At 44.5% G+C, this 25,879-nt stretch carries 22 protein-coding genes; 13 read left to right on the forward strand and 9 right to left on the reverse strand.

Annotated features, from left to right (window positions below; genetic code table 11):
* Window positions 1-150 precede the first annotated feature (150 nt).
* Window positions 151-1,656 carry a trypsin-like peptidase domain-containing protein gene (locus L4C44_RS00450; RefSeq protein ID WP_428804155.1) on the forward strand — a complete coding sequence of 502 codons (1,506 nt, stop codon included), beginning with the start codon at window positions 151-153 and terminating at the stop codon, window positions 1,654-1,656.
* Window positions 1,657-1,757: 101 nt separating this feature from the next.
* On the opposite strand, the gene L4C44_RS00455 is transcribed toward L4C44_RS00450, so the two are convergent.
* Window positions 1,758-2,123, reverse strand: coding sequence for a YgiW/YdeI family stress tolerance OB fold protein (locus L4C44_RS00455; protein WP_146491801.1), 366 nt, complete (start codon window positions 2,121-2,123; stop codon window positions 1,758-1,760).
* A 480-nt stretch (window positions 2,124-2,603) separates the two neighbouring features.
* On the opposite strand from L4C44_RS00455, the gene L4C44_RS00460 reads away from it, so the two are divergent.
* Window positions 2,604-3,260 (forward strand): hypothetical protein, encoded by a 657-nt coding sequence (locus tag L4C44_RS00460; protein ID WP_428804156.1) that lies wholly within the window; start codon window positions 2,604-2,606, stop codon window positions 3,258-3,260.
* Window positions 3,261-3,496: 236 nt separating this feature from the next.
* On the opposite strand, the gene L4C44_RS00465 is transcribed toward L4C44_RS00460, so the two are convergent.
* The 3 genes from L4C44_RS00465 to L4C44_RS00475 form a co-directional block, all read right to left on the reverse strand.
* On the reverse strand, window positions 3,497-4,192 hold the full coding sequence (locus L4C44_RS00465) for an outer membrane beta-barrel protein (RefSeq protein WP_428804157.1): 696 nt from the start codon (window positions 4,190-4,192) through the stop codon (window positions 3,497-3,499).
* Between the two features lie 143 nt (window positions 4,193-4,335).
* Window positions 4,336-6,054, reverse strand: coding sequence for an amidohydrolase (locus tag L4C44_RS00470; protein WP_428804158.1), 1,719 nt, complete (start codon window positions 6,052-6,054; stop codon window positions 4,336-4,338).
* Between the two features lie 124 nt (window positions 6,055-6,178).
* The gene (locus tag L4C44_RS00475) at window positions 6,179-6,355 is read right to left on the reverse strand and encodes a hypothetical protein (protein WP_428804159.1); all 177 of its coding nucleotides are present in this window, start codon (window positions 6,353-6,355) and stop codon (window positions 6,179-6,181) included.
* A gap of 154 nt (window positions 6,356-6,509) precedes the next feature.
* Here L4C44_RS00475 and L4C44_RS00480 point away from each other — a divergent pair, with 154 nt between their 5' ends.
* The gene (locus L4C44_RS00480) at window positions 6,510-7,370 is read left to right on the forward strand and encodes a helix-turn-helix transcriptional regulator (protein WP_428804160.1); all 861 of its coding nucleotides are present in this window, start codon (window positions 6,510-6,512) and stop codon (window positions 7,368-7,370) included.
* 147 nt (window positions 7,371-7,517) lie between these two features.
* Window positions 7,518-8,036: a lipocalin family protein gene (locus L4C44_RS00485; RefSeq protein ID WP_146491805.1), complete on the forward strand. Its 519-nt coding sequence runs from the start codon at window positions 7,518-7,520 to the stop codon at window positions 8,034-8,036.
* An 87-nt stretch (window positions 8,037-8,123) separates the two neighbouring features.
* Here the strand turns inward: L4C44_RS00485 and L4C44_RS00490 are convergent, their stop codons facing one another.
* The gene (locus L4C44_RS00490; RefSeq protein ID WP_327784033.1) at window positions 8,124-8,738 is read right to left on the reverse strand and encodes a TetR/AcrR family transcriptional regulator; all 615 of its coding nucleotides are present in this window, start codon (window positions 8,736-8,738) and stop codon (window positions 8,124-8,126) included.
* A 204-nt stretch (window positions 8,739-8,942) separates the two neighbouring features.
* On the opposite strand from L4C44_RS00490, the gene L4C44_RS00495 reads away from it, so the two are divergent.
* From L4C44_RS00495 to cyoE, 7 genes are all read left to right on the forward strand, one after another.
* Window positions 8,943-10,058, forward strand: coding sequence for an efflux RND transporter periplasmic adaptor subunit (locus L4C44_RS00495; RefSeq protein WP_428804161.1), 1,116 nt, complete (start codon window positions 8,943-8,945; stop codon window positions 10,056-10,058).
* 8 nt (window positions 10,059-10,066) lie between these two features.
* Window positions 10,067-13,165: an efflux RND transporter permease subunit gene (locus tag L4C44_RS00500; protein WP_428804162.1), complete on the forward strand. Its 3,099-nt coding sequence runs from the start codon at window positions 10,067-10,069 to the stop codon at window positions 13,163-13,165.
* Between the two features lie 729 nt (window positions 13,166-13,894).
* The gene (cyoA, locus tag L4C44_RS00505; protein ID WP_080968015.1) at window positions 13,895-14,791 is read left to right on the forward strand and encodes a ubiquinol oxidase subunit II; all 897 of its coding nucleotides are present in this window, start codon (window positions 13,895-13,897) and stop codon (window positions 14,789-14,791) included.
* A 5-nt stretch (window positions 14,792-14,796) separates the two neighbouring features.
* Window positions 14,797-16,878 (forward strand): cytochrome o ubiquinol oxidase subunit I, encoded by a 2,082-nt coding sequence (cyoB, locus tag L4C44_RS00510; protein ID WP_372151909.1) that lies wholly within the window; start codon window positions 14,797-14,799, stop codon window positions 16,876-16,878.
* Complete coding sequence (gene cyoC / locus L4C44_RS00515; protein WP_016786087.1) at window positions 16,868-17,485, forward strand: cytochrome o ubiquinol oxidase subunit III; 618 nt, start codon at window positions 16,868-16,870, stop codon at window positions 17,483-17,485. The genes cyoB and cyoC overlap by 11 nt, the downstream gene beginning before the upstream one ends.
* Window positions 17,485-17,796: a cytochrome o ubiquinol oxidase subunit IV gene (gene cyoD / locus L4C44_RS00520; protein WP_114633190.1), complete on the forward strand. Its 312-nt coding sequence runs from the start codon at window positions 17,485-17,487 to the stop codon at window positions 17,794-17,796. Before cyoC ends, cyoD begins: the two co-directional genes overlap by 1 nt.
* Window positions 17,757-18,677 carry a heme o synthase gene (gene cyoE, locus L4C44_RS00525; protein WP_428804163.1) on the forward strand — a complete coding sequence of 307 codons (921 nt, stop codon included), beginning with the start codon at window positions 17,757-17,759 and terminating at the stop codon, window positions 18,675-18,677. Before cyoD ends, cyoE begins: the two co-directional genes overlap by 40 nt.
* A 77-nt stretch (window positions 18,678-18,754) precedes the next feature.
* Here the strand turns inward: cyoE and L4C44_RS00530 are convergent, their stop codons facing one another.
* The 4 genes from L4C44_RS00530 to L4C44_RS00545 form a co-directional block, all read right to left on the reverse strand.
* Window positions 18,755-19,243 (reverse strand): hypothetical protein, encoded by a 489-nt coding sequence (locus L4C44_RS00530; protein ID WP_428804164.1) that lies wholly within the window; start codon window positions 19,241-19,243, stop codon window positions 18,755-18,757.
* Window positions 19,244-19,398: 155 nt separating this feature from the next.
* Entirely contained in the window at window positions 19,399-21,375 is a 1,977-nt protein-coding gene (locus L4C44_RS00535; RefSeq protein WP_327784028.1) for an alkyl sulfatase dimerization domain-containing protein, read from the reverse strand.
* Between the two features lie 321 nt (window positions 21,376-21,696).
* The gene (locus tag L4C44_RS00540; protein ID WP_327784027.1) at window positions 21,697-22,686 is read right to left on the reverse strand and encodes an efflux RND transporter periplasmic adaptor subunit; all 990 of its coding nucleotides are present in this window, start codon (window positions 22,684-22,686) and stop codon (window positions 21,697-21,699) included.
* Window positions 22,686-23,297 carry a magnesium transporter gene (locus tag L4C44_RS00545; protein ID WP_327784026.1) on the reverse strand — a complete coding sequence of 204 codons (612 nt, stop codon included), beginning with the start codon at window positions 23,295-23,297 and terminating at the stop codon, window positions 22,686-22,688. The genes L4C44_RS00540 and L4C44_RS00545 overlap by 1 nt, the downstream gene beginning before the upstream one ends.
* A 1,045-nt stretch (window positions 23,298-24,342) precedes the next feature.
* Here L4C44_RS00545 and L4C44_RS00550 point away from each other — a divergent pair.
* Window positions 24,343-25,278 (forward strand): LysR family transcriptional regulator, encoded by a 936-nt coding sequence (locus tag L4C44_RS00550; RefSeq protein WP_428804165.1) that lies wholly within the window; start codon window positions 24,343-24,345, stop codon window positions 25,276-25,278.
* Between the two features lie 216 nt (window positions 25,279-25,494).
* Entirely contained in the window at window positions 25,495-25,872 is a 378-nt protein-coding gene (gloA, locus tag L4C44_RS00555) for a lactoylglutathione lyase (protein WP_428804166.1), read from the forward strand.
* Window positions 25,873-25,879: the final 7 nt, after the last annotated feature.

Raw genomic sequence — 25,879 nt, forward strand, 5'->3', positions numbered from 1 at the left:
AGTACTGTTGAGAGCTATGTTATTGAATGCTCTCAATTGTCATTGGTGTCGATATTTCTTTACTCAAAAATTAATATGCATTTTGTGTCACATGTGTTTTTTACACATATGTTTGTGAAGGGAACACCACAAACCGATAAAGGAAATCCAATGAAAGTAATCTTATCTAACCTTGGGCTTGCGATAATATGGTTCTTTTCTTCGCTCGTTAATGCACAACCGCACCCTTCCGTTCAACCGTATCCTCCCGTTCAACCAGATCTTCCGGTTATTGCCGATGAAGTGAAACATCAGTTGTCGAACCAAGAGTTGGTTGAGACATCGGGTGGTACACACACACTGCAACTTGAACACGCTGGTGCGTCATTCATTAAGCTTCATTTCAAGTCTGTTACTGTACCGAAAGGGAGCGTGTTACGTATTAAGTCAAACATTACTGGTGAGGTTGTGGAGTATCGTGAGAGCCAAATAGATTGGTTCGCTCAATCGATTTCCAGTGATTCTGTCGTTATTGAATCAACCTCCAATTCAAACGGGCAGCATGTTCAGTTTGAAATTAATTATTACATGGCTGGTAAAAGTGCAGACGAAGAGGCCTTAGCGACGCTATCGACCTGTGGTGTGAATGAACGCAAAGACGTTGCTTGCTGGGAAGACTCTCATCCAGGTAAAGTGGCTTGGACAACACCCGTTGCAAGGCTTTTAATTAATGGGCGTAGTTTGTGTACCGCCTGGCGCGTTGGGCCTAATAACCATATGTTCACCAATAACCATTGTGTCGCATCTGAGTCTGAATTGAGAAATACAGAGGTGTGGTTTAATTATCAGCGTCGCACTTGTGATGGATCTATGGCCACCATGGTAAAAGTGATGGGGAGCAAAATACTCAGCACCGATTATGATTTGGATTACACGCTTTTCACCGTTGATGATTTCGCCAAAATAGCGTCGTTTGGTTATCTAGGCCTAGATGCCCAAGAACCCATCTTTGGAGATGGTATATACATTCCTCAACACGGAGCAGGCAAACCGAAAGAACTGGCAATTGAAAGTGACCAAAATGGCTCGGGAATGTGTCAGATTGATGTAGCTTCAACTGGTGGTAGAGGTACCAATACTGACACTGGCTACTTCTGTGACACCATTGGTGGCTCATCCGGTTCACCCGTTTTACGCGCCGACAATAACAAAGCGATTGCGCTACATCATTTTGGAGGTTGTGAAAACCAAGGCGTGAAAATGAGTAAGATTTGGCCACTCGTGTCTTCATACTTTGGTGATACGTTGCCAGATGGCTCAGTCGGTGAGCCGAACAATGATATTCCTGAGGTCACTTTAGGAAGCGTGACTACCGATCTTGCCGCGACGTCCGGACAACAGAAATTGTTTGTGCTTAAAGCAGCAAATCGCACCACGGACGTGAATATCGTTATCAAGTCTGGAGTAGGGGATGCTGATCTCTACATTCGTTCTGGCGCGCAACCAACGAAAAGTACTTACGATTGCCGACCTTATCGCTCTGGCAACTTTGAAACTTGCGAGGTGCCTAGAGCTGATGAAGATCTCTACATCATGATCAATGCGTTCCGAAGTTTTTCTGGTGTATCTCTTTCTTTATCAAAACCTCAATCAGTATCTAAAAATGAAGTTAGGTAGATTGCTCCCGAAACGTGAGTCATGTGGTTTTGGTTCCTAGTTTATACAAAAAAGGTCAGATAATTACTTCTGACCTCTTTCTTTTTCACTAGGGTTGAAAATTATTTTGCTAGTTTAATCGTGTTCACATCAATAGCGGTATCTTCCCAGTCTTTGTCAACTTCCCCTTGAATTATGAGTTTTGTGTCGGGTGTTGCTTCAATACCGTTCCAATCACGTTGATCAATCTCAATAACCATCTCGCCGGTTAAGTCTTTAAATTGGTATTCTTCATCACCCAATGAAGAAACAATATGACCTGTTAATATTACTGGTGTGTCGTTTTCTGCTTCTAAAGCCATCTCAACAGTCTTTACTTTCACTGCACTTGGGCCGGTAAAGCCACCTTTATCATTTTGAGTATTCTGATCTGCAAATGTACTTGTTGATGATAATGTCAAGATGATTGCTAGTACGAGTTTTTTCATTGTATTTCCCCAGCTCATTTTGTCTTTTAGATACCGATAACACTATGTTATCGGTGATATATTAATTTAGTATAAAGGAGGTATATTATCAATTCTATTTACTGAACACTTATAGGTAAATACCACCCACGTACACGATATTCCTCATTAGAGTAATCCAGGATTGTAAAATTAATCTATTAATTAATCTATTAATTAATCCATGCATATCTCTTTGTAAGTGGGTACCCCTCTCGTTAATTGGTTCTACATGTCCATTTAAACAGAATACTCAATAATTTAGTCTTTGTTAACTATAAGGCCTTTATATTAGTATGGCTAATTTATGGGATTCTTGTTCTTCCATATAAAAACCACAAATTGAAATATTCACAAAACCAATCATTGCTTCAACCAAGATCACAAATATTAATATACAACCTATTGCGCACTTGGTTTCTGGGTTATTTTCCTGCCGCCAATCAAAAAGGAAAAATAATAATGAAAAAAACAATAGCGTTAGTGTCTGTAACTGCCTGCCTAAGTCCGTTTGCTTATGCTGATAATAGTAACGTTATCACCGGTGAATCGCCTGAAGGTGTCTACGTTCAATACCAATCGATGAATCAAGTGGCTGAATCGATGAAGCAAGATGGCTTTACGATGCATCGCTGTGGTATCAAGGCCCTTCGTAACAATGTCCAATCTAATCAGAGCCTTGAAGTTCCCCATAGCCAGATCCAGTGTGTTTACTCCAAGCCGGGAGTATCAACAAGTGATGAATCTGAGTTGATCTACTGGCACCTGAATGTGCTTTACAGCATGGAAAATGAACACTTTATTGCGGAGAGTGAGTTTACCGAGCGCTACACTAGCGAGATCTATACACATAGTCCTGAGTATCTTCTTGATATCGGTCCTCATTACTACCGTCAGCGTTCTGAAGTTGAAGCGTTGGGAATGAAGGTAGGTGAATGTAATCTACAAAAAATTTATTACTTCAGCGCTCCAACAGAAGAGTCATACTTATCCGATATTGCATCATGTCCAGTGTATAAAACAGATGGAGAACTGTCTGGGAATATTATAGTGGAAATTAATCACACACCCGCTAACTTTGGTTACAGTGAGCGACTTGTTAATTTTTACGCTATTTAATCGTGTGAAAGTTTGAGCGGATTTTTATATTAATAATCTGACCCATATCCATTTGATTATTCTAATTTAGTATTAAATGAAAAAAGGGTTGGTACTAAATACCAACCCTTTTAGGTCTATCGAAGTGTATGTACATATAGATATGCCACAGAAAACTCAGAATCGTGTTTTTATTAAAAGGGTTAAAAATCTGAGCTATATAGCATTCAGTTTATAAGTCTCTATTAAACAGAGATTTAAAAATCGTATTTTAGACCAACTTGTGGCATGAATTCGCCTAAGTCGGCACCTTGAGCTTTGAGTTTTCGATAGCCGAGCGCTGCTTCAAAAGCCCAATTGCTGCCGAATTTCGTATCTGAAATGGCATACGTTTCGTATAAGTCAATGTCCTGACCGCTCTCTTCAAGCTTACTCATGCTACCTAAAACTTTCAGCGTCCAATTCGCACTCATATGAATGAATGAGCCTAGCTCTAAACCATAACCATCCGCGGTGTAGCTCGCATCAGATATGTCAGGTGGTGTTATACCATTTGTGCCAGGAGTAAAGCTTCCGGTTGTACCTTTGTAGCTTTGTTTAAATGATGTCTTGTTTACTTTTATATAAGGTGAATAAGAGCCTAATTCGAAGTAGTAGCCAATGCCGAAATCTTGCTTTGTTGTTGAAGCATAGGTTGATGTTGAAAAATGTTGGCTTTGAAAACTAGGACCATCAAATGAGCTATAACTGATGTTGTAGTCAGCAAAGATATGGTCGTAGAAATTCCAAGATAAACGACCGTACCCACCAAGGCTACTTTCTGCATGCCCAATTACTGAGTCAGATAGGCCATCATCAATGCCATATTGAGCACCAAATGAGATAGAAGAGAAGTCATTCGCAGCAGCAGGTAAAGATGTTAACGCAGCAAGTAAAATTAAATGTTTCTTCATATGTAACTTCATTATTTGTAAAAAGTTGCGGCATTGTAGTTACTTTATTTAACCTGTCTGTTGCGAAAACTAATATTCTGAAAATGACATGTAATGATTGTTTCCTTGTGGTGAATAGTGTTGCTTATTGTTGGTTGTAAAATCTATTCACCGTTTTGATACACCACATCCCCTCGCAACACCGTCATCAACACCTGCGTTTTGGCAATGCCTCTTGCTGATAAAGTGGTGATGTCACGGTCGAGAATGGCGAAGTCCGCTGACTTGCCTACCTCAATCGTTCCCGTTATATCGTCAATTCCTAGACTTTTAGCTGCGTTAAGCGTGTAAGCGTCGATGGCTGTGTAGATATCGGTTAGACCGGTTTTGCCCATGATCAAGCTATTAGCAATGCCCACCAGTGGGTTGATGTCGTGCACATTCCAATCACTGCTCAATGTGATATTGGCATCGGTTTTGAGTATTGCGTCGAGGTTCATCATGGCTTTTGCGCGTCTCGCACCTAAGAAGGCATTAGCCCATTCGTGATCGTGCTGTGCTACGTAGTCTGACCCGACCTGGAAGTCCGCCGAAACATCGAGTTGTTTAAAGCGTGGAACGTCCTCATCATTGATCAATTCAACGTGGGTTAGCGTGTATGGCTTTTGCGAACCTTGTTTACGTACGCTCTCGATGGCATCTAAAGACTCTCGAACCGCACCGTCACCAATGGCATGTATGTGGGCACTAAAGCCGATTTTTTCTAGGGCCGTTAACCACTGTTTCATCTGTGCTGGTGGAATGTAGTTCAAGCCATTAGGAAAGCTTGGTGAGTAAGTATCTAAGTAAGGAGCGAGCGTTTTTGCTGTGCCATTGATAAAGATGCCATCGCTGTACATTTTCACCTGATCGACCAGCAGTAGACGGTTTTTGTCATCGGAATACATCTTCTCAAACACTTCTAATTGAGAGGGCATTGCCATTGATGGGTAAACCCAAGGGCGTAATGACACGCGAGCAGTCAAATCCTGGTTTTGCTCCGCTTCGAGCCAAACATCATACCAACCGCGTTTCCAGTACAGTCGACCGTCACCTATGGTGGTGATACCGTGTGCTGCCGCTTCTTCAAGTCCGTACACTAAGCCTTGGTAGCTTTGCTCAAACAGTTCGCTTTGGCTGTTCCACGCCATCTCCATAATTTGGTCGCCAGCATTATCCAATAAGATGCCATTGAGCTTGCCGCTGTCTTGGTCTTTTAAATAGGCGCCGCCTTGTGGATCTGACGATTGCGGACTAATTCGGGCAATTTTTAGTGCTTTGGAGTTAACCCACATTGAGTGTGAAGTCTGCTCCATGATCACGACAGGTCGGTCGGGAAAGACACTATCGATGATCTCAAGTGGTGTGTATTCCGAATCGCTGTCGAGTGTAGACTCCAGAGAAAAGCCATAACCCATCAGCCAACCTCGACCATTGGTTTCGGCATTGATTTTACACGCTTCTAAGTAAGGGGTTTGCTCTTCGAGTGTGGCTTCCGAATCCAGTTCGCAATTACCACCCAGCTCCGAGGCGGCTTCAAAAACATGGTTATGATTGTCAATGAAGCCCGGTAGTACAAAGGCATTTTCCAAGTCTATGACATCGGTATTCAGCCCTTTAAAAGTCTGCGCCTGTTCGTGGTCACCAATGAATATGATCTTGCCGTTATGGGTAACGATCGAGTCTGACTCTCGATGCCCGTATATATCGGCATTAGTGAAGATTTGGTCAGCCGCTTGGTCTTGATTGGCTGCGCTGGCTTGTGCAAGAGTCGGTGATACAGCACTTAGACCTGCGATTAAGATGGCCAATGCAGTGTGTGGCAGAGTGAGCTTGTTGTTCATTATTGTGTCTTCCATGTTCCACTGTGTAATAAGTATAGAAAGCGAGTGGTCAGTGGGAAACTCTACATGAATGACAAATAAAAACTGTATTTAATCAACAAGCTGTCGTTGAATGAGCTTTTGATTACGACTCTTGCCTCATGCTTTTACGCAGATCTTTTTTGTATTCGTCATAAGAGTTGTAGCCATAGAGTTTCCACGTGTGATCACCTTTAATATTGTGCCTGTAGGTGATTTCTCCGATCCACTGCTGACGTGTTGCATGAATCATATCGCGTATTTTTATTAATAAAGTGTCCATAGTTGCTCTCCTGATTAAGTTCACCTGCAGTATATTTAGCGGAGAAAGTCGGAAGAGTACCGTTAGCGCAATGTCCAATACTTTTCAGTCAAAGTGCTCACTTAAATGGTTTGATGGGTATACTTTCAGTATTAGAGGGTCACAGAGTGTCGTAATGAAAGGTTACTTAGAAAAGGTGCCGCAAAGGATTGGTGCGTCATGGCGCTACAAGAAAATCGTTGAAGGTAGCAAGAGTTACGGTGGGCATCGACATGAAGAATATGAGATAGCGATTCATCGTCACTTCTCGGGGCATAGCTTTGTCGGCCACCACCAAAGCGATGTGTTCCATAACCATATGATTTTGGTTGGCCCAGACTTGCCTCATGCCATTTATTCCGAAGAGAGCAGTGATGACTCACGTGTTTGCGAAACCCATGTGATTTGGTTTCGTAAAGATTGGATTGAGCCGTTGATAGCGTGCTGTCGTGAACTTGAACCGTTACGTACACTGCTAGAAGACTCAAAGAAAGGATTGCAGTTTTCTCCTAGTACCGCTGAGAGGGCAACACAACTGCTAGATAAGGTGATGGTTCAGCCTCCTCATCAACAGCTGCTGACTCTATTCTCTCTGTTTGCTCTGCTGATTGATGACCAAGAAGTCGTGCAGTTAATTAACCCAACTTTTAACTCGGTTGAAGAAGACGAAGTCAGCGACAAACTAGATAAGGTCGAAGCCTTTCTGATGAATCATTTTATCCACGATATTTCAGTAAATGACTTAGCTAGCCATTTGTATGTTAGTGAAAGTAGCGTCAGGCGCCTGTTTCAAAAGCACTACAACGAGAGCTTCAGTCAGCGGTTGAAGAAAATTAGATTAAATGTGGCGTGTGATTTACTGCTAAATACACCTCTGCCTGTGAATCTGATTATGGAAAAAGTCGGTTATGACAACCAAGCTAACTTCAATCGCCAGTTCAAATCTTATAAGCAGGTGACTCCTACTCAATATCGAGAGTCAATGAAGCGACTTTGATTTATTCACCAACGAAACGATTTCCATAAACGTCTGAATAATTTAATGTTATATGAACCATGCTAATGGGGTTCACGTATTAACAAGGACGTAAGTTAAGACTCAAATGACTTACTCGTATTACGATTAAAACAAGTCGAGGTTAGGATGAAGAAAATACTTTTGCTGCTGAGTGTGATTTTATTGGGCGGATGCGTTGGCATGCCAGAAACCGTCAAGCCAGTTCAGCAGTTTGAATTGGATCGATATTTAGGGAAATGGTACGAAGTGGCTCGCTTAGACCACTCGTTTGAACGCGGCTTAAGTAATGTGAGCGCTGAATACAGCCTACGCGACGATGGCGGCGTGAAAGTGATTAACCGCGGCTATTCGGCTGAAGAGGGCGAATGGAATGAGGCTGAAGGCAAAGCGTACTTTGTTGAAGGTAGCGACCAAGGTTACTTAAAAGTGTCGTTCTTCGGTCCGTTTTATGGTGCCTATGTGGTGTTTGAATTGGAAGAGGAAGGATACCAATACGCGTTCGTTTCTGGGCCAGACACTGATTACTTATGGCTACTAGCAAGAACTCCTGAAGTCGCACCAGAAGTGATGGAGAAGTTTAAAGCGATGTCGAAAGATCGTGGGTTCAATACCGATGAGCTGATCGTTGTGGAACATACCCAATAAACCGAACGCTGTTATTGGTGAGAGTGATTGATAAGGCACAGAGGATGAATTTCTCTGTGCCTTTTTTATTCAAAGATAGAGCGACAACTAGCGAGGCTGGTTGCCGTTCAAGAGGAGCGCGACACATTCACGGGTGTAGTGGAGCCTTTCTTCTTCTGACTCGCCGCTATCGTGACCGAAGAACGACCAATAGGCTGATTTGCCATGAAACATCAGCAGCAGTTGACGAGCTGCAATGATCGGTGAGCTAGACGTCGACAGAGTAAGGTCACCAGAATCTATTTTTGATTGCAGGTAATCGGCGAGCAATTTGGTCGTTTTTTGAGGGCCACTTTCTAAATAGATAGAGGCGATCTCTGGGTGCGTGTTGGATTGACTCACCGCGTTCTGAAAGGTTTGTCGTGACTGCTCATCAAGCAGCAAATCCTGAAACTTCACACCAAATTTCACCAACTCATCACCCACCGCCGCATTCATATCAAAGGCTGCAGGGCTAAGTTCGCGCTCTGCACACTTGGTTTGCATGCAGGTTTCGAAAAGTTCGTCTTTGTTTTTAAAGTGAGAGTAGACCGTTTGCTTGGAAACGTTCGCCGCTTTGGCTATCTGATCCATATTGATCTTGAAGCCATGTTCAGAGAAAAGCTGGCTTGCTGCGGTTAAGATCTGCGATCTCTTCTGTTCACTCTTGATGATTTTAGTCACGTGCTGCTTCTCGTTACTTGCTTGGTACTTGGTGTTGCTCAGCTTAATACACTGGGTTCTGCGCTAAGCATTATGCTTTTTGTGATGGTTTTATCAATCATTAACGATGAAACTTATTTTTAACATAACCAAACTAGACAGTCTAGTTTGGTTTGGTTAGTCTAAAAAAAGAACATGATTGAGTACTGCATAGGAACAGTGAGTATGTATAAATTGATGAAGGGAAGTGCGGTGGCGTTGTCTCTATCGGCTTTTCTTGTTGGATGTGGCGAAAAGGAACAAGCCCAAGATTCGGTTGATTCAACCAATCAAACGGCTTCGAGCATCCAAACCATTTTAACTGTAGAAACGATGGCCTTAGCGCTGTCTTCCTCTTATGCAGTGCAGCGTGAATATGTTGGTGTGGTTAAGGCGGGTCAGCAAGCCAATTTAGGTTTCGAACTGGCGGGTAAAGTGAATGAGATTCTGGTTGATGTCGGTGACACAGTAACCGAAGGTCAGCCCCTGATTCGATTAGACACTCAACTGTTACAGACTGAATCGAGCCAACTAAAGGCGCAAGCCGAAGAAGTGAAAGCTCAACTGAGCCTTGTTGCGGCGAACTTAAAACGTCAGCGTTCACTGAAAGCAAAAGGTTTTAGTGCCGAAGCGGAAATTGATTCGTTAACCAGTGAGCAGCGTGTGTTGCAAGCTAACTTACTGCGCATTGATGCCTCGGTAAAAGGCAACGATCTCAAACTGGTGAAATCGACGATTCTTGCGCCGTATTCGGGCACCATCGCAACCCGTTTTGTGTCGCTCGGTGATGTGGTCAATGTTGGCAATCCAACTCTTACGTTACTCGCTTCTGAAGGCAAAGAAGCTTTTATCGGTATTCCAGCTCACCAAATGCAAAAAGTGACCTCACTCTCTGCGCCAAGCATTCGTGTTGGGCGAGATGATTATACAGTGACGCTGCTAAATCCGGGTGCCATGGTCGACACGCAATCTCGCAGTGTCGCTTTACGTTATCTTTTCCCTGAGCAAGCGACTGTTTTAGAAGGTCAACTTGCGTATCTTAAGTTTGACGAGCAAATCGACGACCAAGGTTATTGGGTGCCATTAACGGGTTTGATTGATGGCCTGCGCGGTGTGTGGAACATCTTTGTAGTGGGTGAAGACAATAAGGTTGAACGTCGCAGTGTTCAGGTGTTGTTTGCCAATAATCAGCAAGCGTACGTGAGTGGTGCAATCGAGGATGGCGAACACGTGATCGCGAGTGGTTTACATCGCTTGGTTCCTGGTCAAACCGTGAAGCCAGCCAGCGTTACTGCTGAATAGGAAATAGTATGAAAATCATAGAGACTATTTCCAATACTCGATTGCTCATCTTGATGACAGCGCTACTCATGGTGAGTGGTATTTCTGCCTTCATGACGCTGCCACGCGCAGAAGATCCAGTGATCATTAACCGTTATGCAAACATCACAACCAGCTTTCCCGGTGCCAGTGCCGAACGTGTAGAAACCTTAGTTACTGAGGTGATTGAGAACAAGCTACGTGAGCTGAGTGAAGTCAAGCTGGTGAGCTCAACTTCAAGGCCAAGCGTATCAATTGTCACGCTTGAACTTAACGATACCATTACCGAGCCCGAACCAGTCTGGTCGCAAGCGCGTGACAAACTGTCTGACATCGAATCCATTTTACCTGCGGGTGCGCATTCTCCCGATCTCGACAGTGACCATACCTACGCTTTTACAACCATCGCATCTCTGACTTGGTCTGGTGCAGGCGAGCCTGACCGATTAACGCTCGGGCGTTATGCCAAAGAACTGGCTAAGCGGCTACGAACCCTTTCGGGCACTGAATTCGTAGATGAATACGGGATGCCACAAGAAGAAATCCAGATAAGTCTACGAACGGCTGATGCTGCAGCGCTTGGTCGCTCGAGTTCAAACATCGCAGAGTCGCTAGAAGGGGCAGATGCTAAGAACTCGGCGGGTGAATTGGTCAGTGCTTATTCTCGTTTTGGTTTAGAGATTGAATCGGAACTGGATTCGATTGAACGCATTAAACAAGTCCCAATCGCGACCGACAGCAATGGTCACATCATCCGCATGGAAGACATTGCATCGGTGAGGCGTGGCGAGAAAACCCCACAAGATCAGATTGCGATTATTGATGGTGAGCCGGGTGTGATTGTCGCGGCGAGAATGCACCCTGATCTCCGAGTCGATAACTGGACGTCACGAGCGAATGCTCTGATTGAGAAGTTTCAACAAGAGCTGCCAAGCAATATCGATGTCACCGTGTTGTTTAATCAACAAGGCTATACCGAAACTCGTTTAGACGATTTAGGCAAGAGCTTGATGATCGGTTTTGGCTTGATCTTGATTGTTCTGTTCGTGACTTTAGGTGTGCGCGCTGCAATATTGGTGGCGATTTCTCTGCCACTGACTTCGCTGCTTACACTGTCGATTATGAAGATGACCGGCGTGCCAATCAACCAGATGTCGGTGACGGGCTTAATAGTCGCGCTCGGGATCATGGTGGATAACGCGGTGGTAATGGTTGATACCATTCAGGCGTATCGTTTGAAAGGGCAGCACAGAGCGGAAGCGACCATGAATGCCTTGAAGCACTTGTGGGTGCCTTTGCTGGGCTCAACATTAACCACCGTATTGGCGTTTGCGCCGATCATTCTGATGCCGGGTGCATCGGGTGAGTTTGTCGGTGGTATCGCGATTACTGTGTCTTTCTCACTGATCGGTTCTTATGTGATTTCGCATACCTTGATTGCAGGTTTAGCGACCAAGTTACTGCCGAAACAACTCAGTGATGTCGATAAGAAAGGGCAACATCACTGGTATATGACAGGCTTAAGAATTCCTGCATTAACACGTTGGTTCTCATCTTCTGTTCGCTTTGGTGTCACACATCCAATCATCACTATTGCTTTGGTATTGTTGGTGCCGTTTACTGGCTACTGGAGCATGTCTCAACTGACTGAGCAATTCTTCCCGCCATCAGACCGAGATATGTTTGAGATTCAAGTTTACATGCCACCGCAAGCGAGCATTTATGCGACCAAAAATACCTCTGAAAAAATCGATGACATCATTCATCGTTACCCTGAAGTGGAGCGCATTGATTGGCTAGTGGGCGCTAATTTCCCATCTTTCTATTACAACTTGCAGGCAAGGCAAAACAACGCGCCTTACTTCTCGCAAGCCATGGTGAAAACAGAGAACTTTGACCAAGCCAATGCGCTGATTCCAGAACTGCAAAAGGTGTTGGATGAAGAGGTACCGGAAGCACAAATCTTGGTACGAAAGCTTAACCAAGGGCCTCCATTTACCGCGCCAGTTGAGCTGCGTGTTTATGGTGAAAACCTCGATACGTTAAAAGCGATTGGTGAAGATGTACGCTTGATTCTGGCAGGTGTGCCTCATGTCACTCACACGCGAGAAACATTGCAACCGGGTACGCCTAAGGTGTGGTTGAAGGTCGATGAAGATACGGCAAAACTTAACGGTATTTCGCTGAACCAGTTTGCGGGCATGTTGCAAACTACGCTTACAGGCCGTGAAAGTGGCTCTGTGATTGAGGGCAGTGAATCGGTGCCGATTCGTGTTCGCGTCGCGGATGATGCGCGTGAAAACTTGGCGCATTTAAGCAATATTCGGTTGCCAATCAGTTCTGAGGTGTACTCGACAGGTATTAACGTATCGACACTCGCCGAACTTGAATTAACCACAAGTCGTGGTGCGATTACTCGTCGTAACGGGCAGCGTGTCAATACCATTGAGGGCTATATTGAAGCGGGTGTCTTGCCTCAAACCGTGCTTAATGAGTTCCAAAAACGTTTAGAAAGCTATCAGATGCCATCGGGTTACACGATTGGCTTTGGTGGCGAATCAGCGGAACGAGACAATTCAGTCAATAGCCTGATCTCGAATGTCGCCGTTGTAGTGGTATTGATGGTGTTAGTGGTGGTGATGTCGTTCAACTCGTTCCGAATGAGTAGCATCATTTTCATGGTGGCAGGGTTAGCTGGTGGCCTAGGGTTGCTTTCGGTGTGGATCTTCGGGTATCCATTTGGCTTTACGGTGATCATCGCCATGCTCGGGATCGCGGGCTTAGCGATTAACGCTGCCATCGTGATTCTGACGGAATTAAAGCTCGATGAACAAGCTTCATCCGGTAATGTGGATGCGGTGGTAGAAGCTGTGATGTCGTGTACGCGGCATATTAGCTCAACCACGATTACGACGGTTGGCGGCTTTATGCCACTGATTATTGCTGGTGGTGGCTTTTGGCCCCCGTTCGCGGTCGCGATTGTTGGCGGAACGGTATTAACCACGCTTATTTCTTTCTACTTTGTGCCTGTGGTTTATCACTTAATGACTAAAAACCAGCGCAAGAAAGTCGTCACAGCTACAGCATAATCCCTTCTTAATGTTCATTACTCCTCTCCTTTGAGGGGAGTAATACCCACTTGAAACATATCAAAATACTCATCAAATCGGCTTTTCAGGTCGATCTTTGCCACTATTCTTCGGCACCTAACTGGCATTATTATCAATGATAAGCAGCGTGTCATTCGAATATCTAATGGGTTTCTGATTGGAGCAATATCTTTTCTAAATACCATTAAAATCCTATGTGAATTCATAAATTTGACAATCGTCACACTTTGTTTAATTCGCTCTTTCTAATGTACTCAAACATCACTTCGCTTCTTCATTGTTGGTCGCCGACTCTCCCTATTCTTACTCATCCCTTATCAGCGTTGGTTTTGCATGTGTAGCACGCCTATGTCGTGCAGCTGGTTTTCTATCTATTTCCCATGTTTCACTTTCATAACTGGAAGGTTAGTTTCCAAGTTTGTTTGGTGAGCTTTCAATTTCGACTCCTCATAATGCGCCAAATGTAACAATGTATTTCAAAATGTAACAATTAAGTCATATTTTTTGTGTGGTTTTAACCGTGTGGCAATGTTTCGGCTGCGCTGTGCTGTCGTTTTAATTCGGCAGTTCTACTGTTCAAAATCGTGGCTAATTCAGTTTCGCTTTGAGATGCGTCGTTTCACATGCTCAACACATAAATATTCTAATGACCATGACAACCAGTACTCGGGCGTTCGTTCTGAGGCTGGATAACCATCGAGAAAGTTAATGGAAGCTTCAAGATATAAACGCATTTTATCGAGAGCAAATCTGTCGAGGATTGGTTTGGTGGGAACCGTCCTGATGCTCGAAGGATGTAACTCCGCATTGCTCGACCCAAAAGGTAGCGTTGGCGTTCAGGAAAAGGAGCTGATTATCACGGCTCTATTGCTGATGCTGATTGTCGTCATCCCCGTGATTCTGATGACCATCTACTTTGCTTATAGATACCGCGAAAGCAATACCACAGAAGAGTATGCACCTGACTGGGCGCACTCAACCAAGATCGAAGTGGTGGTATGGACGATTCCAATCATCATCATTGCGATTCTTGCCACCATCACTTGGCGAACAACACACGAACTAGAGCCTTCAAAGCCTCTGGAAAGTGATGTGCAACCTATGGTGATCGAAGTGGTCTCTCTGGACTGGAAATGGCTGTTCATCTATCCGGAGCAAAACATTGCGACGGTTAACTATGTTGCGTTCCCGAAAGATGTACCGGTGACGTTTAAGCTAACTTCAGACAACATCATGAACGCGTTCTTTATCCCGCGTCTTGGTTCGCAGATCTACGCGATGCCGGGAATGGTGACCAAGCTGAACTTGATTGCTAACCATGAAGGTGACTTCAAAGGTTTTGCATCTAACTACAGTGGCAAAGGGTTCTCACAGATGAAATTCACTGCATCAGCCATGCCTGATCAAGTGGCATTTCTAAACTGGGTGGAAAAAGTGAAAGCAAGCCCTGATCGCATTGAAGATTGGGAGCAGTTCCGTTCATTGGCTGCGCCAAGTGTGGCTGAACCTGTGACTCTGTTCTCCAGTATCCCACCATTTTTATTCACCGATGTCGTGACCCAGCACCCTGGTTCAATGAACTGTTTGCCGGAAACCCAAGGATAATCGTCATGTTTGGAAGATTAACTCTAGACTCTATTCCCTACCACGAACCCATTATTTTGGTCACGTTGACCATGATCGCTCTAGTGGGCAGTTTAGTGGTGTACGCGGTAACCAAAGCCGGTAAGTGGCAATACCTTTGGAATGAATGGTTTACTTCTGTAGACCACAAAAAACTAGGCTTCATGTACATTGCGGTCGCGATGGTGATGCTAGTTCGTGGCTTTGCTGATGCTGTCATGATGCGTAGTCAGCAATTGCTATCCGCAGCGGGTGAGACAGGCTATTTACCGCCACATCACTACGACCAGATCTTCACGGCTCACGGCGTGATCATGATTTTCTTCGTAGCGATGCCTTTGGTTATTGGTTTGATGAACATCATCGTGCCACTGCAAATCGGTGCTCGTGATGTGGCATTTCCTTATCTGAATAACCTGAGCTTCTGGCTGTTTGTGGTGGGTATTATCCTAACCAACATGTCACTGGGCTTAGGTGAATTTGGCCGCACAGGTTGGTTGGCGTATCCGCCGCTTTCCGGCATTGAGGCAAGCCCGGGAGTGGGTGTCGACTATTGGATATGGGCACTGCAAATATCCGGTGTAGGTACCACGCTAACGGGCGTGAACTTCTTTGCGACCATTTTGCGCATGCGTACTCCGTCTATGCCAATGATGAAGATGCCAGTATTCACGTGGGCATCTCTGTGTGCCAACATCCTGATCATCATCTCTTTCCCGATCCTAACAGTAACCATCGCGCTACTGACGTTGGATAGATACATCGGCACGCACTTCTTCACCAACGACCTCGGTGGCAACGTGATGATGTATGTGAACCTGATTTGGGCTTGGGGACACCCTGAAGTGTACATCCTAATCTTGCCTATCTTTGGTGTGTTTTCTGAAGTTACTGCGACTTTCTCTCGCAAAAAACTGTTTGGTTATACCTCGCTGGTATGGGCGACGGTGGCTATCACCATCCTTGCGTTTGTGGTTTGGCTGCATCACTTCTTTACTATGGGTTCAGGCGCAAATGTGAATGCCTTCTTCGGCATCGCAACCATGATTATCTCTATCCCAACCGGGGTTAAGATCTTCAACTGGCTGTTCACCATGTACAAAGGTCGCATCCGTTTCACAACACCTATGCTGTGGACAGTTGGTTTCCTTATCACCTTTACTGTTGGTGGTATGACAGGCGTGTTGATGGCGGTACCGGGTGCAGACTTCATACTGCATAACTCAGTATTCCTGATTGCTCACTTCCACAACGTAATCATTGGTGGTGTTGTGTTCGGTTGTTTTGCTGCGATTGGTTACTGGTTCCCGAAAGCGACCGGTTTCACTCTGAACGAGCTTTGGGGTAAACGCGCATTCTACTGCTGGATCATCGGTTTCTTGATGGCGTTCTTGCCGCTTTACGCTCTGGGCTTTATGGGCATGACGCGTCGTTTGAGCCAAGACATCAACCCTGAATTCTTCCCACTACTGGCGGTTGCGGCTGCAGGTACGGGCGTGATTGCGATGGGTGTTGTTTGTCAGTTCGTTCAGATTTACGTGAGTGTTCGTGACCGCGACCAAAACCGAGATCTAACCGGTGACCCATGGGGTGGACGTACATTCGAATGGGCAACGTCTTCACCACCGCCGTTCTACAACTTTGCAAAACTGCCTAAGGGCGATGAACTAGATGCGTTCTGGTACCAAAAGCAAAGTGGCGAGTTTGACCCAACTCAGGAAGAAGAATACGAACGTATTCATATGCCAAAGAACACACCAACAGGTATTTATGTGTCTGCATGGGCGTTGGCATTTGGCTTCGCAATGATCTGGTACATCTGGTGGTTAGCAGCTGCAAGCCTAGTGGGCATCGTGGTGACGTGTATTCAACACAGCTACAACGACGATGTGGACTACTACGTGGAAGTTGAAGAGATCAAAGCGATTGAAGCGGCTCGACGTGCACAGCTTGAAGAAGCGAAGAAACAGTCAGTGAAAAGCGACAATTCTAGTCGTGGTAACAGCGCTGACGGTGACAGTGATAACAACGAAAATAAAGATGATTTGGAGACGACGTATGCAAGCTAATACTCCGTCACACACTTATGATCTTGCACACTCGCATGATCATCACCACGAAGCCGCGGGCAACAAGTTGTTTGGTTTCTGGGTTTACTTGATGAGTGACTGTGTCCTGTTTGCCACGCTTTTCGCGACTTATGCCGTGCTTGAGAGTGGCTCAATCGCTGGGCCGACAGGTAAAGACATCTTTGAACTGCCGTTCGTGTTTGTCGAAACCATGATGCTGCTGTTCAGTAGTATCACCTTCGGCTTTGGCATGATTGCGATGAAGCGCAAAGACGTTCTAGGACTCAAGCGATGGATCAAAGTTACTTTCGTATTGGGCTTAGCCTTTATCTGTATGGAAGTGTATGAGTTCCACCACTTGATTGCAGAAGGCTATGGTCCTCAAGAGAGTGCGTTCCTTTCTGCGTTCTTTACCTTGGTTGGTACACACGGTTTGCACGTAACGTTCGGTCTTATCTGGATGGCGGTGGCGTATCACCAGCTTTCAACCAAAGGCTTGAACGACAACATGTCGATGCGTTTCCAGTGCTTGAGCTTGTTCTGGCACTTCCTTGATATCGTTTGGATTTGTGTATTTACCATCGTGTACTTAATGGGGGTGATGTAATGGAACAGCATCTAGATAGCGGTGCAACGGATTACGTGAAAGGCTTTATTGCGTCACTGATTCTGACCATTATTCCGTTCTACATTGTGTGGGAACATGCGCTACCAAGCACTGAAACTTACGTGATCTTGTTCGGTTGCGCGCTGGTGCAAATCTTTGTGCATTTTAAGTACTTCTTGCACATGGAAGCGAAATCTTCCGATGGGCGCTGGAACTTGGTATCACTGATGTTTACCGCCATTGTTGTATTGATCCTTATCGCTGGCTCGGTATGGATCATCTACAACATGAACGTCAACATGAAGTTGTAGGCTCGGGTATGCTGAAAAGTTATTTGTCTATTACCAAACCGGGCATCATTTTCGGCAACCTGATTTCTGTTGCGGCGGGGTTCTTTCTCGCCGCCAAAACAGAACCAGCCAGTGCGATGTTGTTACTGACGACGTTAGCGGGTGTAGGGCTTGTGATTGCATCAGGTTGTGTGGTGAATAACATCTTTGACCGAGATATCGACCAGAAAATGAAACGAACCCAGAACCGCGAATTGGTTCAGGGCAACATCAACATAGACGTCGCATTTATTTATGCGTTAGTCATGTTGTTGGCTGGCACGGCGTTGCTGTTTCAATTCGTTAATCCGATGTCTGCGGTGGTGGTGTTGCTTGGCTATGTGTTTTACGTCTTTTTCTACACCATGTGGTACAAGCGTAATTCGGTTTACGGCACCTTAGTTGGCAGTATCTCTGGCGCAGTTCCGCCATTAGTTGGTTACCTTGGTGTGACGAATTACTTGAGCTTAGAAGCCGTTCTGCTGTTCATCATGTTCTGCTTATGGCAGATGCCACACTCGTATGCGATTGCGATGTTCCGCATTCAAGATTACCGAGATGCAGGCATTCCTGTGTTACCGGTGAAAGAGGGCGTCGATAAAGCACATCAGCACATGAAAGCGTATGTAGTAGCGTTTGGCGCAGTTGCTCTGGCGTTGTTCTTACTCGGAGAGGCGGGTTATGAATACCTAGCGGTGTCGGCGGCCGTTTGCTTTATGTGGACCAAGGTGACATTCCGCAAGGTCGATTGCCTCAACTACATTCAGTGGTCAAAGACCGTTTTCAAGGTCTCTCTGCTGGTGGTGATGAGCATCAGTGGCGTACTAGGGCTCGAACTGATTCCGCTGCCTACGCTTTTTTGATTTAAGTTTGTCGTTGAACCCTCAATGTTCTGAAGTCCGAGGGTTTGACGACTTTTTATCTGTCCCGCTTTAAGTTATTACCCTTCAAAAATATCACTAATCCAATCTTCAAGCTGCTCTCGTTTGTCTTGAGGGCCATTGATTACCACTAATCCATTCAGTGTTGCTTGATCCCAAGATATCGTTCCGTTCGCTAATGCATCGAACACGTCGAGCTCTGTAATAAGTAATAAATCGTTCTCTGTCGGCAAAGTGTCTCTTCCTGAAATGTTCACGCCTTTTTCAATGCTGATTTGGCTGTAGTGACCTTTAATCGCTTCAAATAAGTTGAATTCAATCTTACTCGGATGCGCCTTTGCGAGTGCTGACTTTATCGAAAACAGTTTGAAATGATCCGGTTTATCTAGGTTTCCGAACTCGTCATCTTGCCTTGCTGTGATGACATTGCCAAATACCTCCAGTGAACCGGGCTCTGTCACTAAACTAAATCCGGTTTCTTGGTGTAAGCCGCAAGCTAATACCAGAGAAGAACTGAGTGAAAGCAAAAGAAAAAAACGTTTTAGCATGTGTGAACCTTAAAAGAAGCAGGGCAGTTTCCTTACTCCAACAATAGACCTAGATCGTTGAGTTAAGGTTGCGAACTGTACCAATAAATAAACGATAAAGGGACCACAATGGGTCCCTAAGTTATCGACTCGCCATCCTTAGCAGCATTTGATTATTAGCGAACGATGAGCATGATCTCTTCTGGAGTCATTGGCTTATCGAAGTAGCTCATGAATTGACCGAAGCCTTTGATGTCGCCATTCGAGAACTTGAATGCACCAGACTGTAGGTTAGTACCAATCACTTGTTGAGCGTTTGGACCCGCAATCAATATTTGGTTCAGTACGGCACGAGTAGTGTCGATTTGAACGTCTGCACCTTTCACTGCTTCTTCGTGTAACTGAGCAATACCGTTACGGATTTCGATAGTGAATGCTTCGTTCGTATCAGAGAAGTTGTACGTTAGCATCATGTTTACGTCTAACGAGTTTTCTGCGATAAGCGTTGAGGTCATCATGTCGAAGATCTGCTTGCTTGGTAGCGCAGTAAGAACGTCAACAGAAGCGAAGCTGATCATATTAGAGAAGTCACGCTTGTTCTCAAGTTCAGCAGCAGCGTTAAGTGCCCAGTTACGCCAGTTGATGTTCACTTGGTCAGCAGCCCATGCTTTGTAAGCTTGTGCTTTCATTTCGCGAGCTTCCATATCTTGCTTGTTTACCGTGATCGGGTAAGAAAGAATTTCTGCTGCAAATGTGTAATTTTCTGCCTTAATTGCTGCTTGTGCAGTCGTAAGGATGTTGTCACGACCGCCCATGACCTCTACGAAGGCTTTAGCGCGTTGCTCGTAAGCCATTGGCTCTAGCTGCCATGGGTCACCTTCGAAGAAACCGTTGTAACCTACGTAAATCTGACGCACGGCGTGTGCAACAGTGCCGTAGTGCTCACCTAACCACGGGTGTTCTGCAAGGTGCTTCGGAAGTTTAACGACTTCAACTAGCTCATCTGGCGTCATACCTTTGTTCATGTAACGGATAGTTTGGTCATGCGTGTATTGAATCGCATCACGGTAAGCCGTTAATACGTCAGATACCGCTTCTTTGCCTTCAACAGGACGACCGTGAGAGTTAATCATGATCTCAGTATCAAACTTACGCATTACGTCGATGCCTTTGAACCACATTGATGGGTCACGGAATTTAGTACCACGGATTGTGTGAAGGTTAGGGAAGTTCTCTCCTTGAAGTACTTCAGCTGCGTGCAGGATTTTCTGCTCTGGGAAGTAAACCACTAACTCATCTTTAGTTTCAGATGGCACGTTCTCGATGTGCATTTTCACGCCAGCAATTTCGATTTCGATGTGGCTTTGGCTTGGTACAAGCAGGTTTGGTTCAATGAACGAGATAGCACCTTGCATGAAGCGTGGACCAAGGCCATCGTTTACTGTGCCGTGCTCGCCTTCTTCTACGTGCTTAGCGCCTGTGTAAGAAGTGCGGTGACCAAATAGAGTACCTAAGTTTGAAGACCAGTTAGCCACTGCCGCGGTTAGGCCTTCTTCTGCGATGATTTTCACTTCACCTGATGCCACTTCTTCATCCGTTACCCATGCACGCACACCTGAGATGTGGTCGATGTGGTTGTGAGAGTAGATGATGGCTTTAACTGGCTTGTCTGTGATTTGACGAAACTGCTCTTTAACCGATTGAGCCATTTCTACCGACTCACCTGGATCAACAATAATGATACCGTCAGTACCTTCGATCATTACTGGTGTATCGAGACCAAAACCGTAACCAAGGTAAATGTTGTCATCAACTTTGATGATTGCTTGGTCCATTTTTCGGCCATGCTTAGTTAGAGTTGGATGAACGTGGTCAGATTCTTCTGTGTAAGCCAGAGACTGGCCAGTTTTAGAAACAACTTGGATACGCTCGCCTGTGCCCCAGAACATGTTTGATTTGTGTTCGAATAGAACCTCGCTTTTGTAGCGAGCATCAAGGTCAATGTCTTGGTATTGCGCAGCATTTGCTGTCTGAAGTTCTTGGCCTACTTTCGATGTCGCTTCTACAGTTGGCGTTGCAGATGCAAAACCAGCAGCAAATAAAGCGCTTGCGATAGCAACAGGAAGCGCCATTTTCTTAAATGTATTAGTCATGGTAGTGACCTTATATTTGGATACAGGAATTGGATTTCTTGAGCCAAATGATAAAGGTGGAAGAGGCCGCTATCTACGCGGTAAAAGGATTTCAATCTATCGCTTTTTCGATGGTTTATTTATTTAATGATTATATTGGCGATTTATATTGATCTAAATCAATTAGTCAGTCGAGCTTGTAACGGATACAAAAATGCCCCGAATTTCGGGGCATTTTGAGGAAACTAGTCGCAGGTTAATGAGTGGCTGTTATACGAGAGAATAACAGTCACATCATTGATGACTTATTCGTTTACCAAGAGCTAATCGTTTACTAAGAGCTTACCAAGCACCTAAGTATGACTTGTAAGATTGTAGACGAACCGTTGCTGCGCCGATTACATCAATGAAGCCCCAGAACGGGTGTGGTTTCTCAGCCGAGATCCAAGCCGCGCCAGTTGAACCAATTGGGATGTTGAAACCTTCTGGTTCGATGATCTCAAGTACGATAGTTCGACCTAAACCATTACCGTTTCTTACCACGTGTTGGCCGACGCTTTGTGGTCCCTGAAGTGGAGAAATACTCGACTCACCGGTGCCGGCATTGAAGCTGTGTACTTTTGCTCGGAACACGTGACCTGGGTATGCATCAACGAAGAATTCAGCGAAATCTCCTACTTGAACATAGCCGTAAGTCTGGTCTGAAATACGCATCTCGAGAAACTTTTTGCTGGTGTTGTAGAGGTGCATATTACCCATTACAGAACCTTCAGCAATGTTCACTATCGATACCTGACCGTCAAACTCAGCTTTAATGGTTTTCTTCTCTTGCGCCCAATTTACTTTTTGTAGATCGGCTTTTAGCGACACAAGTTCAGCGTGCAGTACTCGAAGATCTGAGTCGTACTTTTCTACGTCACGCATATTGAAGATTTCAGGTGACGTTTCAGCACGCTCTAAATCGCGATCCATCTGCTTGATTTGTTCTTCTTTCTGAACAATTGAAGATTCGATCTTGGCTTTATCTGCGGCAGAATTGATGTCGACGAGAGTGTAGATTATGTCGCCTTCTTTAACCATTTGGTTGTGCTCAACAAGCACTTGGTCGATCTGCTGACCAAAGATAGGTGACATCACCGCGTGTGGTGCTTTGACTGTGGTTGAATTGGTTAAATCAACGGGTGCCCACAAGCGAGAGATTACTGCTAATACTGCAAGAATCGTTACACCCCCAATGGCAGCCCAGGTGTAGTTCTTGAAGTTCTTCTTAAGTGCGCCTGTCGCAAATAGTGACCATACAATTAGGATGTATGGAATCATCATCTCTTTCATTATGCGACCTCTTTATTTGTTGGAGTCTTTTCTTTTGAAGGCTGAGCTTCTGGAGACTGTTCTACTGGAGATTGTTTGGTTTGAGACGGCTCCGTTACTGGTTCTTCAGGTGATACGTGGACTACGGAGGCCTCTGTATTAGTCGCGTCTCGTTTAGGTTGTACACCACGGCGAATCACATCACTCAGTGATTGACCAATATGTTTCCAGTTCGCTAGCGCGATAACCAAGGCGATAACCCAGAATGTTTTGCTGATGAAGAGTCCGCAAAGTGACAGTGCAAACACGATTTGAACGTGAGCGCTTTTGTGTTCTTTTGCTTTATGCACACCCAGTTCATGTAACTGCCACATGCCGTAAACACCGGCTAATACCACAGCAATTGTCACTGAGAACAAGTAGCCAGAGAAGTACTCCATCTGGAAGAAGTTCATCATCATTTCATTGGGGTGGTTGTTGAACTGAGACATGTCGATGTCTTTAGAGTGGATTGTGCCTAATGGTGCAAGCGCCCATGCACCAGCAAACATCACTGCCATAAACAGACAGAATTTGACCAAGACCATCACAATGGCCCAGATTTTCTGGAAAACGATTTTTATAAAGTTCATATCTCAACCTACATAAATAAGAAGAGAGAATTTGCAGCCTAGAAGTTTAACTTTAACAACATCTTAAAAAGTAGGTGTTTATTATGTGGGTTGATTGATGCGCATAATAAACAAAAGTATTAGATGGTATTTAAAGTGATACTACGCAGTCCAGACAACGGATTCTCGGTATCAAGAAGCTAATGTGCTTCATTACAAATCAATCCTTGTTGGCAGACGTAAACTGAATGGCTATTTGGCTATCGAAAATATATTCGACCTGTTTTATTAGCCGCTGTCGTTATTATGTGTAATACCTCAATTATCGAGGGGCTCTTCCATGGCAGTTGACACATTGCAGTAAAAATATTCGTCAGCTTTCTGTTTGGGTTAATAATTGATTTGTTGGCAGGATAATAGGAAGAGTTTTGAGCGGTATCTACCCAGAAATACGATTTGATAATATCGTAATTACGATGAGTTGTTGTGGTTCTGAATTGGCAGGTTGAATTATTTGCTAGCGCTCAAATTCGGCTTTAAAACATTGTGAGTTAAATTGGCTTGGATCAATGAAATGATTAATAAAAGCATCAATAAGTAATTTGTCGAAATTAATCTTTTTACACAGTTTTTACAATAAAAGGAGTGATGGATATGAATGATGAATTATAGATGACTGATAATAAGTTTTGCCTGTCGGAAAAATATTCACTAAAGGTTAGAAAATTATACCGATGATGTGTCAAATATATGGGTTTAGTTTTTAGATAAGCTCCCTTCGTAGAAGATTCAATTTGAATATTGTAGCGCTAGTTACTCAAATGTATATCTCAATGACACTCAACACAGTGTCATGACAAATGAGACAATTGTGCATTTTTCGTTGTTATTGGAGAACCACTCATCGATGAGGCCCTTCTTCAAAAGTGATCGATATGAAGGGGTGCTACTGTCTCAATTTGCGACGTCAAACGAGGGATTGTTATTTTATTTAATCGTTTTTACGATAGCATAGTGCTCATGGTCGCCTAATGAGTAATGAGTAATGAGTAATGAGTAATGATATATGAGCAATGACATTCCCAACTTCAACCTACTTGCCGTGTTTTCTGCGGTGATGGAGCAGGGCAGTTTGAGTAAGGCTGCGGATCAACTCAGTACCAATCAATCGACCATCAGTACCGCATTAGCGCGCCTAAAAAAAGAGATCGGCCAAGAGCTTTTTGTTCGTAAAGGAAGAGGTGTTGCGCCTACGTCTTATGCCCAAAGCTTATACGAACAGATAAAAACGCCGATCAATGAACTCAATGGCGTGTTTCAGTCGATGGCTAATTTTGATGAGCAATCCTCTGAGCGTAAGTTTGTGATTTCTGCACCTGAGCACTTACAGTGGGTTCTGCTCAACAGTTTCGCGGCGCTTCCTAATCAAAACTTGTCGCTAGAAGTCTTTGATCAACCAGACAGTGATGAGCGAATTTACGAAGATCTTTTGACTCAAGAGTTTGATGCGATGATCGATATTGTGGTGCCTGAACATCCAAGTATCGTCACTGAAACCTTGTATGATGGGGAGTTTGTGATCGTATGTCGATCTGATCACCCGCGAATTCAAGGGGAAATCAGCGAAGCGCAGTTCCTCAGTGAAAAACATGCTGTACTAGACAGAACCCGACGCAAAGTTCGCAGTTTGAATCACTATACGTCTTTGGATTTATCCCAACGTAAAATCGTGTTTCATGGACGCTCGCTGTTCAGTAATATCTTGCTGTGTAGCCAATCCGATTACATTACTGTAGTGCCTTTATCTATGGCCGTGCAGTTCCAAGAAAAGTTAAGTTTGCAGCTGTTCAAACCACCCTTTGAATATCAGCCGATATCTCACTACCTGATTTGGTTGAAGAAGCAGAACAGTGACCCTGCTCATAAATGGTTCAGAGAACAAGTCATCAGTACGTCAGATGCAATGTCGAAGGCGCTTAAAGATAGGCGCTTGCGGTTTTAATTGGAATCTAACCCGAAGGGAAGCATTGGCTTCCCTTTTTTGTGTCATTGAGTTCGTGTTAGTTATGAGGTTCATAACAAAAAATTATCACATTGAGAATTTTTGATAATTTCCTTAATTCCCCGAAGAATCGTATTATTTCACTCAGAGATTAGTGGATAACCTCCACTTAAAATAATAACGGCGCCATGCTTGTGGTGCTAATAAGGGTGAAATATGAAATTCCTACACACAATGATCCGAGTTACTGATTTAGACAAGTCTATCAAGTTCTACACCAAGGTATTGGGAATGAAGGAACTTGAACGCCATGAAAACAAAGACTACCGCTACACATTGGTTTTTGTTGGTTACGAGCAAGGCGGCACGACTATCGAGCTAACGTACAACTGGGATACGAATGGGTACGAGATGGGCAGCGCGTTTGGTCATCTGGCATTGGGTGTAGAAGATATTTACGCAGCATGCGACAAGATCAAATCGCTAGGTGGCAACGTCACTCGCGAAGCGGGTCCAGTGAAAGGCGGTTCAACACACATTGCCTTCATTACTGACCCAGACGGCTACCAAATCGAACTGATTCAACTAGGTTAATCGAGGA

The organism is Vibrio satsumensis, from assembly GCF_050337435.1.
Lineage (GTDB): Bacteria > Pseudomonadota > Gammaproteobacteria > Enterobacterales > Vibrionaceae > Vibrio > Vibrio satsumensis.